Raw genomic sequence first — 15,794 nt, 5'->3', positions numbered from 1 at the left:
TTGCATGACGACGCGATCCGCCCGATAGCGATCGGGTGATCAAGGTTGTCAGCTACAACATGCACAAGGGAGTCGGGCTGGACCGACGCCGCGACCCGCGTCGCATTCTCGACGTGCTGTGCGAAATCGACGGGGACGTCATCGCGTTGCAGGAGGCGGATTTGCGCCACGGCACTCGCGCGGCGATCATTCCGCACCGGCTGCTCGAGGACCATTCCCCCTGGCGTGCAGTCCGCCTGCACGATCGCCTGAGCATGGGGTGGCACGGCAACGCGTTGCTCGTCCGCAAGGAATGCACGGTCCTCCGGCCAACCCAGTTGCATATTCCGACGCTGGAACCGCGCGGCGCGATCTGTGTGGATCTGACGGTCGATTCGAACCCGATCCGCGTCCTCGGCATGCATCTCGACCTGTCGGGCCTGTGGCGACGGCGTCAGGCGCGCGCGATCCTGACGCATGTCGAGGATTGTGCACCGCCGATGCCGACGGTGATGATGGGGGATCTCAACGAATGGACCCCCAATGGCGGGTGCCTGCATGATTTCCGCCATTCGTTCGATATCGCGCCGACCGGACCCAGCTTCCACGCGCGCCGTGCGATCGGGCGGCTCGACCGGATCATGACCCGCGGCTTCCGGGTGGAGGCGTGCGGGGTGCACACCAGCCCGCTGGCGCGCAAGGCGTCCGACCACCTCCCGATCTGGGCACTGATCGAGCGGCAATGACCCGCGATAAGGAGCTGCGTTTAGCCCTGGTTTGCTACGGCGGCATCAGCCTCGCGGTCTATATGCATGGGATCACCAAGGAGATCTGGCGGCTGGCGCGCGCGAGCCAGGCGTTCCACGCCGGGGCGTCGCCACCCGATGCGCACACCGGAAGCGCAGGCATCTACCGCGCGCTGCTCGACGAGATCGAAGCCGAAACCGGCGTTCGGTTGCGCGTGCTGGTCGACATCATCGCGGGCGCGAGCGCGGGCGGCATCAACGGCGTCTTCCTCGGGCAGGCGATCAGCACGGGGCAAAGCCTCGAACCACTGACGCAACTGTGGCTCGATTCGGCGGATGTCGAGGCGTTGATCGATGAACGACAGGCCCCGACGACGCGATTCTCCAAGGCCTGGGCGCTACCGCTTGCCTGGGTCGCCGCGCGGAGCGCCGACGGGGTCGAGGCCACGGTCGAATCGGGCGCGCGCGACGAGGTGCGCGCGAAGCTGTCGCACTTCATTCGCTCGCGCTGGTTCGAGCCACCCTTTGGGGGCGAGCGGTTCACCGGTTTGATCCTCGACGCGCTGGAAGCAATGGCGGCGGCACCCCGCGCGCCGCGGCTGCTGCCGCCGGGCCAGCCGCTCGACCTGTTCGTCACCGTCACCGATTTCCGCGGCCACCCCGAACGCCTCACGCTGCACTCGCCCCCCGAAGTGGTGGAGACCGAACACCGCGTGGTGGTGCCCTTCTCCGACCACGGCATTGCGTGCGAGACGCTTGCCGATCCGGCGGAGCTGGCGTTCGCGGCGCGCGCGACGTCCTGCTTTCCCGGCGCATTCCCGCCCTTCATGGTCGGCGAACTCGATCGCGTGCTCAAAGATCGCGCGACGACGTGGCCCGAGCGCGAGGCGTTCCTCAAGCGTATCCTGCCGCGCCAATATGCCGCCAATGCCGCTGAGACCGCGGTGTTGATCGACGGGTCGGTGCTCAACAACGCCCCCTTCCGCCCCGCGATCGAGGCTTTGCGCGAACGCCCCGCCCAACGCCAGATCGACCGCCGGTTCGTCTATATCGATCCGCACCCACGTGGCAGCTTCGGGTTCGGCACCGGTGGCGACAAGTCCCCCGGCTTCTTCCAGACTATTATCGGCGCAATGTCGGAACTGCCGCGCCAGCAACCGATCCGCGACAATCTCGAAGACATCGCGGACCGCTCGCGCCGGATCGAGCGGATGCGGACGATCATCGCCGGGATCCGGCCAGAGGTCGAGAAACAGGTCGAGGGACTGTTCGGCTATACGCTGTTCCTGGATTCGCCGACCCCGGCACGCCTCGCGGCATGGCGGCAGCGCGCGCAGAATGCGGCGGCGAAAAGCTCGGGCTATGCCTATGCTGCCTACGGGCATCTGAAGCTGACGGGCGTGGTCGAGGCGATCACTGCATTACTCGACGGCGTGGGCGCCGAGGCAAAGCCGCATACGAGCGCGCACGTCCGCAATCGTATCGAAAGCGCGGTCGCGGCGCAGGGGTTCGACGATCCCAAGGGAGGCTTCGCAGGCGGGGTCGGCCAGACCACCATCGTCTTCCTGCGCACCTTCGATCTCGGGTTCCGGTTACGCCGTCTGCGGTTGCTGGCGCGGCGGATCACCGAGCTTGAGGGCAATCATCCCGAAACCGAACTCGGCCCGATCCGGGAGGCGGTCTATGCGAGCTTGTCCGATTATCTCGAATGCAAGCGGTCCGACCGATATGCCGCGCTCCTGCCGGACGTCAGCGCGGTGGACGGCGACGCCGCGGCGTTGCTCGAGCGACTGGGCACGGCAATGCGCCTGCGCGACCTCGACACCGCGACCGACACAAGGCTGGCGGCGGCCTTTGCAAGCCTGTCGCGGGAGGTGAAGCGGCCGATCCTGCTGACGTATCTCGGCTTCCCTTATTATGACGTCGCCACCCTGCCGCTGTTGCAGGGAGAAGGCCTCGACGAGTTCGACCCGATCAAGGTCGACCGGATCGCCCCCGACGACGCGACGACGATCCGGTCGGGGGGTGCTGAGGCGACGTTGAAGGGCATCCAGTTCAACAGCTTCGGCGCGTTCTTCAGCCGCGCCTACCGTGAAAACGACTATCTGTGGGGGCGGCTGCATGGGGCCGAACGGATGATCGACATCGTGCTGTCTACACTCGACACCGACCAGCGGCTCAAGCCCGGTCGTACCGCAGCGATCAAACGCGCCGCCTTCCTCGCGATCCTCGACGAGGAGGCCAATCGGCAGACCGCAATTCCGGGCCTGTTCGAGACACTTCGCCGCGAAATCGGCTGACGCTGGCCAAGCCGCACGGTTTTGAGTAGCCTTGCCCCCATGCAATTCCTCAAGATCCTGTTCTGGTGCCTGCTCGCGTTCATCGCGGCGGTGTTCACCGTCGCCAACTGGACCAGCGTCGCGATTCGCCTGTGGGGCGGGATGGAGGCGCTGGTCAATCTGCCGCTGCTGCTGCTCATCACCTTCCTCGCCGGGTTGCTGCCGACGCTGGCCTGGCATTCGACGCTGCGCTGGCGGCTCCGTACGCGACTGGCGACCGCGGAACGCACGCTCGCCGACATGCGCGCGGCGATGGCGCCACCCGTGCCGCCTACCCCTGCCCCCAATTTGCTGCCGGATTCGCCGCCGATGCCCGCCGAACCCGTTCAGACCACCCCCGCCAGCGGAGCGTTGTTGTGAGTAACCGCCTGTACGTCGCCCTCGACACCCCCGATCTCACCAAGGCCCATGCGATGGCGGAGCGGGTTCGCCATCACGTCGGCGGGATCAAGCTCGGGCTAGAATTCTTCCTCGCCAACGGTCAGGCGGGGGTGCGCAGCATGGCGGGGGTCGGATTGCCGATCTTCCTCGACCTCAAGCTGCACGACATTCCCAATACCGTCGCCAAGGCGATCATGGCGTTGCACGGGATCGAGCCATCGATCCTGACGGTGCACGCCGCGGGCGGCCGCGCGATGCTGGAGGATGCCAAGGCAGCCGCGCCGGTCGGGACCAAGGTCGTCGCGGTGACCACGTTGACCAGCCTTGATGCCGCCGATCTCGCCACGATCGGGGTTCCCGGCACGCCGCACGACCAGGTCCTGCGGCTGACCGAACTTGCGCGCGAGTCGGGGATCGACGGGGTCGTGTGTTCGGGTGCCGAAGTGGCGGCGGCGCACGCCTTGTGGCCCAAGGGTTTCTTCGTCGTGCCGGGGGTCCGTCCGCTCGACGGCGCGCTGGGCGACCAGAAGCGTGTCGTGACGCCGCGCGCCGCGATCGACGCGGGGGCGTCGGTGCTCGTCGTCGGTCGTCCGATCACCCAGGCCGAAAACCCCGACCACGCGGCTCGCGCGATCGAGGCCACACTTTAGCGTGAGCAGCCGAGCGACCGATCGGTCGTTCGTCGAGAGTTAAGTCCTTCGTGATAACGCTTGCGTGCCTAACGACGAGCGCCGAGGACTCCTGCATGCCTGTTACCGCCAAAATCTGCGGGCTATCCACGCCCGAAACACTCGACTGTGCGATCGCCGGGGGCGCGAGCCATGTCGGGCTGGTGTTCTTCCCGCCCTCCCCCCGCCATGTCGGGCGCGACCGTGCCGCGCAGCTTGCAGCGCGCGTTCCGTCGCACGTTGCACGCGTCGGCGTGTTCGTGAACCCTGATGATGCGATGCTCGACGCAGCGATCGACGTCGGTCGTCTGCAAGTCCTTCAACTCCACCAGACCTCGCCCGAACGCGCCGCCGCGATCAAGGCACGCACCGGGATCGAGCTATGGGCGGCGGTGGCGGTGCGGACGCGCGCCGATCTCGCCGAGGCGCTGCCCTATCAGGGTGTCGCGGACCGCATCCTGTACGACGCAAAGACGCCCCCCGGCGCCGCCCTGCCCGGTGGGATGGGCGTACGCTTCGACTGGACGTTGCTGCACGGGTTCCGCCACGCGCAGCCCTGGGCGCTCTCTGGCGGCCTGGACGCGGTCAACGTCGCCGATGCGGTGCGGACGACGGGTGCGACGCTGGTGGACGTGTCGTCGGGGCTGGAAAGCGCGCCGGGGATCAAGGACGTTACGAAGATCACCGCATTCCTGGGCGCGGTCGCCGCCTGCTGAGGCAAGTCGATCGTTAAACTGTGCGGCTGGATTGGGGTCCGACCTTGCACGCTGTGCAACGGTCGGATCGTCCGGCGAGAAGTGGCTCCCTGAGTAGGATTCGAACCTACGGCCGCTCGATTAACAGTCGAGAGCTCTACCGCTGAGCTATCAGGGAACATCGCGGAGGCGCGCCTATAGCAACGGGTTGCGCGGCAATGCAAGCGCCGTGACGCAGGTTTTTTAGATTACTGAAAAAACGGCGGATTTCTGCCGTTTTCTAATCGGGCGATCGCTGCGCGACCGAATCGTTGCGTCGGTTCAGAACTTCATGCCCACCACGAGGTTGGCGATCGGGTTGAGCCCCCCGCGCCGTTCGCCCAGAGCACGATAGGAGCGCGGGAGGTCGGCATTGGCCGCACCGACCAGTGTCCCCATCTCGACCCCGAACAGCGCGTTCTTGTATTTGCCGCTATACCCCACCGTCGCGGCAGGCGTGCGACGGTTGAACCCGGTGCGCACGCCGCTGCTGGTGCCCGGCAGACGCGGTATATAGAGCAGACCGCCGGTCGCCTTCTCGGCGTCACGGACGAAGTTGGCGACCGAGAAGAACTTCATCCCGCCCGACAGGTGCAGCCCGCTGCCGTGGAACGGGTAATAGTCGATCATCGAACTCGCGAACCGGTGCTGCATCGCGCCGTCCGGGCCGAGCAGCGTATCGGTCACCGCCGCAGACGTCACCATCGCCAGCCTGACGCGGAAATCGGGGGTCACCTTGGCTTCGACCGGGGTCAGCTTGCCGAGCGCCGACGGAACCGGGTCGGGCAACATCGCCCCGGGATCGGCATGCGCCGCCCGCGCCAGAGTCGCCCCGACGATCAAGCTCGCTGCCGTCAATGCCACGATTCGCATCGAAACCCCCAATACGCTTCGCCAACGCCCACTTCGCAACATAAGCGCATGTCAGACGTTCGCGCGATTACATAATGTCGTACATAGGCCCAAAACGGTAATACATTCGTTGACGCCTGCGGAGCAATTCGTCGCGCGTCAGTCTCCGTTCATCTACAGGCGCTTATGCGCAGCAAGATCGGACCGAGAACCCGGAGCCTTGCATCGGGTCGATCGTTCTGCGCTTCATGGCCTCGACGGCACGGCTCGCCGCACAGACCAGATCACTGGAGACCGAAATGCCCAAGTTCCCGCCCAAATTCCGCCGATCCGCGCTCATCGTGGCGCTTGCGGCATCCACCCTGCTGACGGCCTGCGCATCCGAATCGACCTATCGTCCGGCGGTTGGCCGCGGTTTTGCCCGGTCTGGCTACACCGACCGCCAGATCGAGGACAACCGCTTCCAGGTCAGCTTCTCGGGCAACAGCTACACCTCGCGCGACACGGTCGAGAAGTACCTGCTGTTCCGCGCCGCCGAGCTGACCGTCCAGCGCGGTTTCGACTATTTCGTCTTCGCCGACCGTAACGTCGACAAGAGCACGCGGACCTACGCCACGCCGGGCATCGGCGGCTTCGGCGGCGGGTATGGCGGCCTCGGCTACGGCGGCGGGTTTGGTGGCGGGTTCGGCTATGGCGGCGGCTTCGGCGGCGGCTATTGGGGTCCGAGCTGGCGCTACCGCGGTCGCGGCTTCGGCTGGCGCTCGTGGGATCCGTTCATCGGCGATCCGTTCTTCGACCGCGGGATCGATATTAACACGATCGACAAGTACGAAGCGAACGCCGAGATCGTCGTCGGCAAGGGCCCCAAGCCCAAGGACAACATCCGTGCGTTCGACGCGCGCGAGGTGCTCCGCAACCTCGGGCCGAGCATCGTCACGCCGAAGTAACGGCTGCCGGTCAGCGGCATGAAAAAGCCCCCCTTCCGCAGGCCGGAAGGGGGGCTTTTTTTGCGTCTGCGGTTTCTGCGGACGCGGTGGTGGAGGCCCCCGCCCCCACATTCCGTTATTCCGGCGAAGGCATGGCCTCAGCGAAACCAATGCTGTTCTCCCGCGAAAGCGGGGGTCCAGGAGTCACAAGAACTGCAAACCGTTGGTCTGAATGACTCTGGATTCCCGCCTTCGCGGGAAAACAGAAATGACCACTCCGTAACCCATCGTCCGCAGAGGTCGCCTCCGCGGGGATGACGTTAGCGGCGGGGGATCACACCGCGCCGTGGCAGTGCTTGTATTTGTTCCCCGACCCGCACGGGCACGGCGCATTGCGGCTGACGTTGCCGGCCCACTCCGACGGATCTTGGCCGAGTTCCTTGCCCTCCGGCCGCGGGATCGACAGCGGCGGCAGGCGCGTGGTGATCAGGCCGCTGGCACCATCCTGGTCGTAGGTATCGTCGTCCCCGGTGAACGGGTCGAAATGGCTGGTGATAAAGTCCGGCAAGGTCGGCAGCGACGGGGTCGGCTCGACGTTGAACTCAGCGAAAGCGATCGTGCGAGTCACGTCCTCGCGGATGTTGGTCAGCATCCGCTCGAACAGCGAGAACGCCTCCTGCTTATACTCGTTGATCGGCGTCTTCTGCGCATAGGCACGCAGGTGGACGACCTGACGCAGAGCGTCGAGCGTGGCCAGATGCTCCTTCCAGTGATGATCGAGGTTCTGCAGCAGAATTGACTTCTCGACCCGCACCCACGTCTCGGGATCGAGCGACTCGGCCTTTTCACGGACCAGATCGTCGGCCTGCGTGCGGACGCGTTCCTCGATGATCTCGGGGTCGATCGCCTCTTCCTCGAGCCATGCCTCGATCTGCGGTTCGAGGTTGAGCGTCGTCGCGAGCTGCTCCTTCATCCCCGCGATATCCCACTGCTCGGGATAGGTGCCGGGAGGGCATGCCGCGCCGACGATGCCGTTGACCGTCTCAGACCGCATGTCCTCGACCACGTCGCCGACGGTCGATGCGTCCATGATGTCGCTGCGCTGCTCGTAGATGACCTTGCGCTGGTCGTTCATCACGTCGTCATATTCGACGACCTGCTTGCGGATGTCGTAGTTGCGCGCCTCGACCTTCTTCTGCGCGGTCTCGATTGCCTTGGACAGCCACTTGCTGCCGATCGCCTCGCCGTCGCCGATGTTCGAGCGCATCATCTTGGCGAACAACGTGTCCGGCCCGAAGATGCGCAGCAGATCGTCGTCGAGGCTGAGGTAGAAGCGCGAGAGACCCGGATCGCCCTGACGGCCCGAGCGGCCGCGCAGCTGGTTGTCGATCCGACGGCTCTCGTGCCGCTCGGTGCCGAGCACGAACAGCCCGCCCGCCGCGAGCACTTCGGCCTTCTCGACCGCGATTTCCTGCTTGATCCGCGCGATCGCCGCCTCGCGCTCGGGACCCTCGGCCATCGCCGACAGCTCGTCGTTGACGCGGAACTCGAGGTTGCCGCCGAGCTGAATGTCGGTGCCGCGGCCCGCCATGTTGGTCGCGATCGTCACCACGCTCTTGCGCCCTGCCTGCGCGACGATATGCGCCTCGCGCTCATGCTGGCGTGCGTTGAGCACCTCATGCTTGACGCCTTCCTGCACCAGGAATTCGCTGAGCAATTCGGACTTCTCGATCGATACGGTGCCGACCAGCACCGGCTGGCCGAGATCGGCGTGATGCTTGATCTTCTTGGCGATCGCACGGAATTTGTCCGCGGTGTCCTTGTAGAATTCGTCTTCCTCGTCGACGCGCTGGACCGGCACGTGCGTCGGGATCGTCACCACGTTCATCTTGTAGATGTCGTAGAATTCCGCCGCCTCGGTCGCCGCCGTCCCGGTCATGCCGGCAAGCTTCGGATACATGCGGAAATAGTTCTGGAAGGTGATCGACGCCATCGTCTGGTTCTCGGGCTCGATCTCGACGCCTTCCTTGGCCTCGATCGCCTGGTGCAGACCGTCCGACCAACGCCGCCCGTCCATCATGCGGCCGGTGAACTCATCGATGATGATGACCTTGCCGTCCTTGACGATGTAATCGATGTCCGCCCGGAACATCATGTTCGCGCGCAGCGCCTGGTTGGTGTGGTGCACCACCTGCGTGTTCTCGAAATCGTACAGGTTCGCGCCCTCGAGCAGCCCGGCGGTCTCGAGCAGCCGCTCGATATTCTCGGTGCCGTCCTCGGTCAGGATGATCGACTTCTGCTTCTCGTCCTTCTCGTAGTCAGTCGGCTGGAGCTGCTTTACGATCAGGTCGACCGAACGATACAGGTCAGACTTGTCGTCGGTCGGGCCGGAGATGATCAGCGGCGTGCGTGCCTCGTCGATCAGCACCGAGTCGACTTCGTCGACGATCGCCATCGCGAACGGGCGCTGGACCATCGATTCGCGCTCATACTTCATGTTGTCGCGCAGGTAATCGAACCCGAATTCGTTGTTCGTGCCGTAGGTGATGTCGGCCGCATAGGCGTCGAGGCGCTGCTGGTCCGACAGGTTGGGGATGATCACGCCGACCGTCATCCCGAGGAAGTTGTAGACCTGCGCCATCCAGCCCGCGTCGCGCGCCGCCAGATAGTCGTTGACGGTGATGACGTGGACGCCCTTGCCCGGCAGCGCGTTGAGATAGGTCGCAAGCGTCGCGACGAGCGTCTTGCCCTCGCCGGTGCGCATCTCGGCGATCTCGCCGCGGTGGAGCACGATGCCGCCGATCAGCTGAACATCATAATGCCGCTGCCCGAGCGCGCGCTTGGCGGCTTCGCGGACGGTAGCGAACGCTTCCGGGAGCAACGCGTCGAGGTCTTCGCCCGCCGTCAGCCGTTCGCGAAAGCGCGCGGTCTGGCCTGACAGTTCCTCGTCGGACATGGCGGAGATGGTCGGTTCGAACCCGTTGATCTTCGCAACGACCGCGCCGAGCGACTTGACGTAACGGTCGTTGGACGAGCCGAAGAGCGATTTGGCAATGCCGCCGAACATGGGCAATTCCTGTATTTTCAAAGAGGATGAGCGGCGCGCTACACGCGGCCACCGAAAGATGTCGTTAAGAAGGGCAGCGCGGCAGGCGCCACCGGATCAAGCCCGCGGGCGATCCAGGTACAGGCGCGGCGCTGCGATCACCGGCAGGGTAAGACTGCTGACCGAGAAGACCGGCGTTTCCATGAAGCCACCGGCGAGATGCAGATGGCCCGCCACACGCAGCACCCGCGCGGGGAGCGCGACCTGCGCACGAGCCGCCGCGACCGACTGGCATTCAACCTGCACGTCCGGCGCGCGAACGCCCGTCACCACGCCGGTCAGCGCGGAGAGGATCGCAGAAAAGAACAGCAGCCATTCCATGGGTATCTGGGCATGTAATGGCTGCGACGCACTTCGTCTATCGGCAAACACTGCTCGTCGTGGGGGCTGTTCGTGTGGAGAGGGCCCTTCGACTGCGCTCAGGGCGAACGGAGGATGGTTTCGACGAGCCACCCGCGCCCGAATGGTTGAAAGAAGGAACTGCGCTGAATTCCGCTGGTGCTGAGCGATATGGTCCGTTTGTGCTGAGCAAAATATTCCGTTCGTGCTGAGCGAAGTCGAAGCACCGCCCCAAGCGAAACGCCCGAAACCGCGCCCTCCCCTTCCTGGAAGGGAGGTGGGTAAGCCTAAGGCAGGTACTGCGCGCCCTTCACACCGACCCACCCCGCCCCCTCCCTTCCAGGGAGGGGAGACGGACGGAGTGCAGGCAGCACCGCTTGAGACGCGGTAGCGATCTGCTAAAGCCGCGCACATGGACCGCTCCCCGCTCGCTCGCCCCTTCCCCGCCCTGCCTGCGATCGCCGGCGTCACGCCGCGTGTCGCGCGCGCCGGGTACAAGCCGTGGGAGCGCAACGACCTCACCTTCATCACGCTCGACCCCGGCACGACCGTCGCGGGCGTGCTGACGCAAAGCAAATGCCCCTCGCCCGAAGTCGAATGGTGCCGCGCCGCGCTGATCCTCGGAGAAGCGCGCGCGGTCGTCGTCAATGCGGGCAACGCGAATGCCTTCACCGGGGCACGCGGGCGCGCCGCGGTCGAGGCGATCGCCGCCAAGGTCGCGGGGGCGCTCGCGTGCCGGCCGTCGGATGTGTTCGTCTCCTCGACCGGGGTAATCGGCGTGCCGTTACCGATCGACAAGGCCGAGGCCGGGCTCGACGCGGTCTTCGCGGCTGCGCCTTGTTCGTGGGAGGATGCGACCAATACGATCGGCACGACCGACACCTTCGCCAAGGGTGCAATGACGACGGCGGTGGTCGGCGGGCGCACGGTCACGCTGGTCGGGATCATCAAGGGCTCGGGGATGATCGCGCCCGACATGGCGACGATGCTCGGCTATATCTTCACCGACGCCGCGGTCTCGGCGGAGTTCCTCCAGGTGACGCTCGGCGAAGCCAATCGTGCGACCTTCTCGTGCATCACGGTCGACAGCGACACCTCGACCAGCGACAGCGTGCTCGCCTTCGCGACCGGCAAGGCGGGCAACACGCCGCTCACCGCCGCCGAGGACGACGGCGCCGACGCGTTCCGCGCGGCACTCGGCGACCTGTGCCGCCAGCTCGCGCATCTGGTGGTGCGTGATGGCGAAGGCGCGACCAAGTTCATCGAAGTCGCGGTGACCGGCGCGGAGAGCGACCGCAGCGCGCACCGGATCGCGCTGAGCATCGCCAACTCCCCGCTCGTCAAGACCGCGATCGCGGGCGAGGATGCCAACTGGGGCCGCGTCGTGATGGCGGTCGGCAAGGCGGGCGAACCCGCCGAGCGCGACCTGCTCGCTATCCGCTTCGGCGACACGCAGGTCGCGCGCGAGGGGCTGGCGGTGACGGGTTATGACGAGACGCCGGTCGCGGCGCATCTCAAGGGCCGGGACATCGAGATCGGGGTCGATCTCGGGCTCGGCGACGGCGCAGCGACGGTGTGGACCTGCGATCTGACGCACGGGTATATCTCGATCAACGCGGATTATCGGAGCTGAGTTTCTCCAACTCCCAAGTAGATTCTTCCCCGGCGAAGGCCGGGGCCCAGTAGCGGAGGTTTCTCCAACTGGGCACGGCGCTCAATAACTCAGGCTTCACTCCTGGGCCCCGGCCTTCGCCGGGGAAGCGGATATGTGGGGTATGAATGAAAAAGGCCCCCGGATCACCAGATCCGGAGGCCCAAACCCTTACGCCAGCTCACCCTCAAGCCAAGACTTCAACTTGCTCTTCGGCTCGGCCCCGACCTTGGTAGCCGCCGGCTGCCCGTTCTTGAACAGGATCATCGTCGGAATCCCGCGCACGCCATACTTGCCCGGCGCGTCGGGATTCTCGTCGATGTTGAGCTTGGCGATCGTCACCTGCTCACCCAGTTCCTCGGAAATCTCCTCGAGGCTCGGCCCGATCATCTTGCACGGGCCACACCATTCCGCCCAGAAATCGACCAGCACCGCGCCCTGCGCATTGGTGACGTCGGCATCCCAGCTTGCGTCGGTGATCTTCTTGGTCGGCATGTCTGTCTCCTTGTGTTGGGCTGAACGTAAGGTCGTCGCCCTCGCACCTCAAGCGCACGAAGCCTAGCTTTGCTCCGCACTCGCAAAGCCGGGCTTGTGCGTGGCGAGCGTCTCGGGCGACAGCAGGTACAGCGTCGGCCCGCTGGTATAGAGCAACGCCGCCTCCACCAGCCGCCCCGGGAAGATCACTCGCAGCGCCGCGGCATAGGCCGCCATCTGCTTGATATGATAGGGCGGGATCTCGGCTTCGCTGCCGGGCACGCTGCGCCCGGTCTTGAAATCGACGATCCGGATCCGCTCGGGCTCGACCAGCAGGCGATCGACCGTTCCCGACACGACGAACCCGTCGGGCAGCACCGCCGCGATCGGTGCCTCGGCGAGCGACCGCTCCCCGAACGCCTCGGCAAAGCGCGGATCGGCCAGCACCGACAACACCGGGTCGGCAATCGCCGCGCGCACGGCAGGACCGGCCACCGCGCCGCTCCGCTCGAGCCAGCGATCCGCCGCCACCGCACGATCCTCGGGCGCAACCGGCGGCAATCGCTCGAACAGCGCGTGGATCAGCCGCCCGCGCTCAGCGGCATCGCGCATCGCCGGCGTCGGCGGCGCGTCTGACACGACGTCATCGCCCAGCGACGACGGCGCGAGCGGTCGCGGCGGGCGCGATTCGACCGGCGCGTCGCGGAGCGCCCAGTCGGGCACCGTGACCGGATCGCGCCCCTCGCCGCTTTTCGCGCGCACCAGCGGCACCGGCTTTTGCGGCGCATGGCCGACGAAATCGCGCGGTGCGGCCTCCACCGGCAACCCGAGCGCGGCCATCGCGCGGTCGGCGGCGGCGTACCAGCTCGCCTCGGGCGCGACGCCCTTGGCACTTGGCCCGACCGATCCGGCGATCACCAGCCGTTCCTCGGCGCGGGTCGCCGCGACATAGAACAGCCGCCAATGCTCCTCCAGATCGCGCGCGGCGGCGTCGTCGACGAGCTCGGCGAGCGGCCCGGTCGCCTCGCCCTTGCGCGGACGGATAATCGGGATCGCCGCCGCCATGTCGCCCGCGGTCCATTTGAGCGTCGAGCGCGGCGAGCGCGTCGGGTCGACCGCCGCATCCGCGAGGATCACCAGCGGGGCCTGCAATCCCTTGGCGCCATGCGCGGTCATCACGCGCACCGAATCATGCGGCGTGGAGGGATCGCGCTTGATCTCGACCTCGCCGCGATCGAACCAGTCGAGGAAGCGTTGCAGCGACGGCGTGCCGAGCGATTCGAAATCGAGCGCCGCGCTGAGCAATTCCTCAATCGGATCGCGCGCTTCCTGCCCCAGCCGCCGGAGCAACTTGCGCCGCCCGCCGAGCGGCCCGGACAGCAGTTCCTCGAGGAACTGATAGGGCGTCGCGAAATCGGCGCGATCGAGCATCGCATAGACCGGCGCGAGATCGGCGCGCGGCAGCGTCTTGCTGATATGCCGCCACAGGCTGACCGCGCGCTTGGGCGCGGCATGCATCAATTGCTCCTGGCTCCACCCGATCAGCGGCGAGACCAGCAGCGACGCCAGCGACAGATCGTCCTCCGGCTGGAGCACGAAGCGGATCGCGGACAGCAGATCCTGCACCGACAGCGGCGCGTTGAGCCGCAACCGGTCGACCCCCGCGACGGGCACGCCCTCCGCATACAACCGCGCGACGATCAGCGACGCGAGGTCGCCACGCCGCTTGACGAGGATCATGATGTCCTCGGGCTGGAGCGTGCGCCCCTTGCTCTCGAGCATCAGCGTGCCGACCCAGCCCTTGATCGTCCGCGCGATCTGCCCGGCAAGCGCACGAGTCGCGTCGCCGATCCAGCCCTCTTCGTCCTCGTCGCCAGCGCCTGCGATCACCAGCGGCCACAGGCTGACCGTCCCCGGCCCCGGAACTTCGCTAGCGTGACGCTCGCGGTCCGCGATCAGCCCCATGCCGGGCTCGGGCAGCAGTTCGAGCGCGGAATCAACGAATTCGAGCACCGGCCGGGTCGAGCGGAACGATTGCGTCAGCGACAGCCGGTGCCACGGCCGCGCGCGCATTTCGCCGGTCCGCGCGCGTTCCGCGCTGTCCGAATCCCACGCGGCCTCCGCGAGCCGCCCGAAACTCAGTTCGGCCGCACCGAAATAGCGCGGGTCGGTCCCCTGGAAGCCGAAGATCGCCTGTTTGAAATCGCCGACCGTGAACAAGGTGCGGACGCGCTCGCCGTGACTGCCGTCGCCCGCGAAGAATTCCTCGGCGAGCGCGCGGATGATCGCCCATTGCTCGGGGTTGGTGTCCTGCGCCTCGTCGATCAGGACATGCTCGGTCGCCTGGTCGAGCTTGTAGCGGACCCATTCGCCCATGCCGGGCTGTTGCAGCAACGCGATCGTCGCGCGGATCAGATCGTCGAAATCGACTGCACCGAGCCGGTGCTTGGCGCGGTCATAGGTCGCCGCATAATCCCGCCCGACCATCAGCGCATCGGCCAGCAGATCGGCATAAGCCGCACGCTCGCGCAGGCCCAGAAGCGTCGCACACGCTTCGCCAACCTCGATCGCGATGCCGGCATAATCCTCGTCCGCCGCGATCAGCTTGGGCGAATATTTGCGCGGTTCGCGCTTGGCGGTGAACGGCACGCCGATCAGGTCGCCGAGCATCCGAACGCGCATTTCGGGCGTCGCCTCGACCCAGCACTCGGCGATGTCGGCATGGTTGCCGCCGGTCGCGGTCCCCCACGCGCGGTTCGCCGCCGCGAGCCGCGCGACGCTGTCGACGTCGAACTCGCTATCGTCGCACGCCTCGCACAACACCGCCTCGATATCGCCGGTCGGCAAGTCGAGCGCGCGGCGGATGAAGGGCTGGACGCCATCGCCCATCGGCAGTTCCGCCATCGCGGCAGGCGCGCGCGCGCAGGCGAGCAGATACCGTTCCGCCTCGCCCTCGCCGAGCCGAAGGCTCAGCGCGCCGACGGTGGTGATCGGTTTCTCGCGGCCTTCGGTCTCGGCGGCGACGAGCATTTCGGCGAGCGCATCGCGTGCCATCACCGCTTCCTCGCGCGCCTCGATCGGACGGAAGCCGGGGACGAGGCCTGCCTCGACCGGGAAGCCCGACAACAGGCTCTGGCAGAAACCGTGGATCGTCTGGATCCGGATCCCGCCGCCGGGCGAATCGAGCACACGCGCGAACAACGTCCGCGCGCGTTGCTTGAGCTCGGGCGACGGATCCTCGCCCAGCGCATGGAGATCGCGCGCGAGATCGGGCTCGGCCATCCGTACCCACGCCGCGAGCCGCTCGCCGATCCGCCCCGCCATTTCGGCCGCGCCCGCCTTGGTGAAGGTCAGGCACAGGATTGCCGCCGGATCGACCCCGCGCAGGAGCAAGCGATAGACGCGCGCGGTGAGCACCTGCGTCTTGCCCGTGCCCGCCGAGGCGGACAGCCAGACGTGCCCGCCGGGATCACTCGCGCGCGCCTGCGCGTCCTTGAGGATCGGGAGCGGGCGGTGGCCCTTGGGTTCACTCATCGGGAATGCCCCCTCACGCGACCCCTACATGTCTCCCCTACTCGCTTCCCCGGCGAAGGCCGGGG

12 protein-coding genes and 1 tRNA gene are annotated in these 15,794 nt (G+C 66.6%); 7 read left to right on the top strand and 6 right to left on the bottom strand.

Annotated features, from left to right (window positions below; translation table 11 throughout):
• The first annotated feature begins 35 nt into the window (after window positions 1–35).
• From ABIC17_RS18440 to ABIC17_RS18420, 5 genes are all read left to right on the top strand, one after another.
• Window positions 36–725 carry an endonuclease/exonuclease/phosphatase family protein gene (locus tag ABIC17_RS18440; RefSeq protein WP_354284351.1) on the top strand — a complete coding sequence of 230 codons (690 nt, stop codon included), beginning with the start codon at window positions 36–38 and terminating at the stop codon, window positions 723–725.
• Window positions 722–3,025: a patatin-like protein gene (locus ABIC17_RS18435; protein WP_354284349.1), complete on the top strand. Its 2,304-nt coding sequence runs from the start codon at window positions 722–724 to the stop codon at window positions 3,023–3,025. Before ABIC17_RS18440 ends, ABIC17_RS18435 begins: the two co-directional genes overlap by 4 nt.
• Before the next feature lie 39 nt (window positions 3,026–3,064).
• Window positions 3,065–3,424 carry a hypothetical protein gene (locus ABIC17_RS18430; RefSeq protein ID WP_354284347.1) on the top strand — a complete coding sequence of 120 codons (360 nt, stop codon included), beginning with the start codon at window positions 3,065–3,067 and terminating at the stop codon, window positions 3,422–3,424.
• Window positions 3,421–4,095: an orotidine-5'-phosphate decarboxylase gene (gene pyrF / locus ABIC17_RS18425; RefSeq protein WP_354284345.1), complete on the top strand. Its 675-nt coding sequence runs from the start codon at window positions 3,421–3,423 to the stop codon at window positions 4,093–4,095. The genes ABIC17_RS18430 and pyrF overlap by 4 nt, the downstream gene beginning before the upstream one ends.
• A gap of 95 nt (window positions 4,096–4,190) precedes the next feature.
• On the top strand, window positions 4,191–4,829 hold the full coding sequence (locus ABIC17_RS18420) for a phosphoribosylanthranilate isomerase (protein ID WP_354284343.1): 639 nt from the start codon (window positions 4,191–4,193) through the stop codon (window positions 4,827–4,829).
• Between the two features lie 82 nt (window positions 4,830–4,911).
• Here ABIC17_RS18420 and ABIC17_RS18415 read toward each other — a convergent pair.
• Window positions 4,912–4,986: transfer RNA gene (locus ABIC17_RS18415), tRNA-Asn, on the bottom strand.
• A gap of 143 nt (window positions 4,987–5,129) precedes the next feature.
• Window positions 5,130–5,711: a hypothetical protein gene (locus ABIC17_RS18410; RefSeq protein ID WP_354284341.1), complete on the bottom strand. Its 582-nt coding sequence runs from the start codon at window positions 5,709–5,711 to the stop codon at window positions 5,130–5,132.
• Between the two features lie 236 nt (window positions 5,712–5,947).
• Here ABIC17_RS18410 and ABIC17_RS18405 point away from each other — a divergent pair, with 236 nt between their 5' ends.
• On the top strand, window positions 5,948–6,646 hold the full coding sequence (locus ABIC17_RS18405) for a CC0125/CC1285 family lipoprotein (RefSeq protein WP_354284339.1): 699 nt from the start codon (window positions 5,948–5,950) through the stop codon (window positions 6,644–6,646).
• 313 nt (window positions 6,647–6,959) lie between these two features.
• Here ABIC17_RS18405 and secA read toward each other — a convergent pair whose 3' ends face one another.
• Complete coding sequence (gene secA, locus ABIC17_RS18400; protein ID WP_354284337.1) at window positions 6,960–9,692, bottom strand: preprotein translocase subunit SecA; 2,733 nt, start codon at window positions 9,690–9,692, stop codon at window positions 6,960–6,962.
• A 96-nt stretch (window positions 9,693–9,788) separates the two neighbouring features.
• On the bottom strand, window positions 9,789–10,052 hold the full coding sequence (locus ABIC17_RS18395; protein WP_354284335.1) for a hypothetical protein: 264 nt from the start codon (window positions 10,050–10,052) through the stop codon (window positions 9,789–9,791).
• Between the two features lie 430 nt (window positions 10,053–10,482).
• On the opposite strand from ABIC17_RS18395, the gene argJ reads away from it, so the two are divergent.
• Window positions 10,483–11,703, top strand: a complete 1,221-nt coding sequence (gene argJ / locus ABIC17_RS18390) for a bifunctional glutamate N-acetyltransferase/amino-acid acetyltransferase ArgJ (RefSeq protein ID WP_354284333.1) — start codon at window positions 10,483–10,485, stop codon at window positions 11,701–11,703.
• A gap of 189 nt (window positions 11,704–11,892) precedes the next feature.
• Here argJ and trxA read toward each other — a convergent pair whose 3' ends face one another.
• Window positions 11,893–12,216 carry a thioredoxin TrxA gene (gene trxA / locus ABIC17_RS18385; RefSeq protein WP_277968484.1) on the bottom strand — a complete coding sequence of 108 codons (324 nt, stop codon included), beginning with the start codon at window positions 12,214–12,216 and terminating at the stop codon, window positions 11,893–11,895.
• A gap of 63 nt (window positions 12,217–12,279) precedes the next feature.
• Window positions 12,280–15,729 (bottom strand): double-strand break repair helicase AddA, encoded by a 3,450-nt coding sequence (gene addA / locus ABIC17_RS18380; RefSeq protein ID WP_354284331.1) that lies wholly within the window; start codon window positions 15,727–15,729, stop codon window positions 12,280–12,282.
• Window positions 15,730–15,794 lie beyond the last annotated feature (65 nt).

The organism is Sphingomonas sp. PvP056, from assembly GCF_040549155.1.
In the GTDB taxonomy this organism is placed as follows: Bacteria; Pseudomonadota; Alphaproteobacteria; order Sphingomonadales; family Sphingomonadaceae; genus Sphingomonas.
This window is presented reverse-complemented; position numbering and strand designations above follow the sequence as displayed.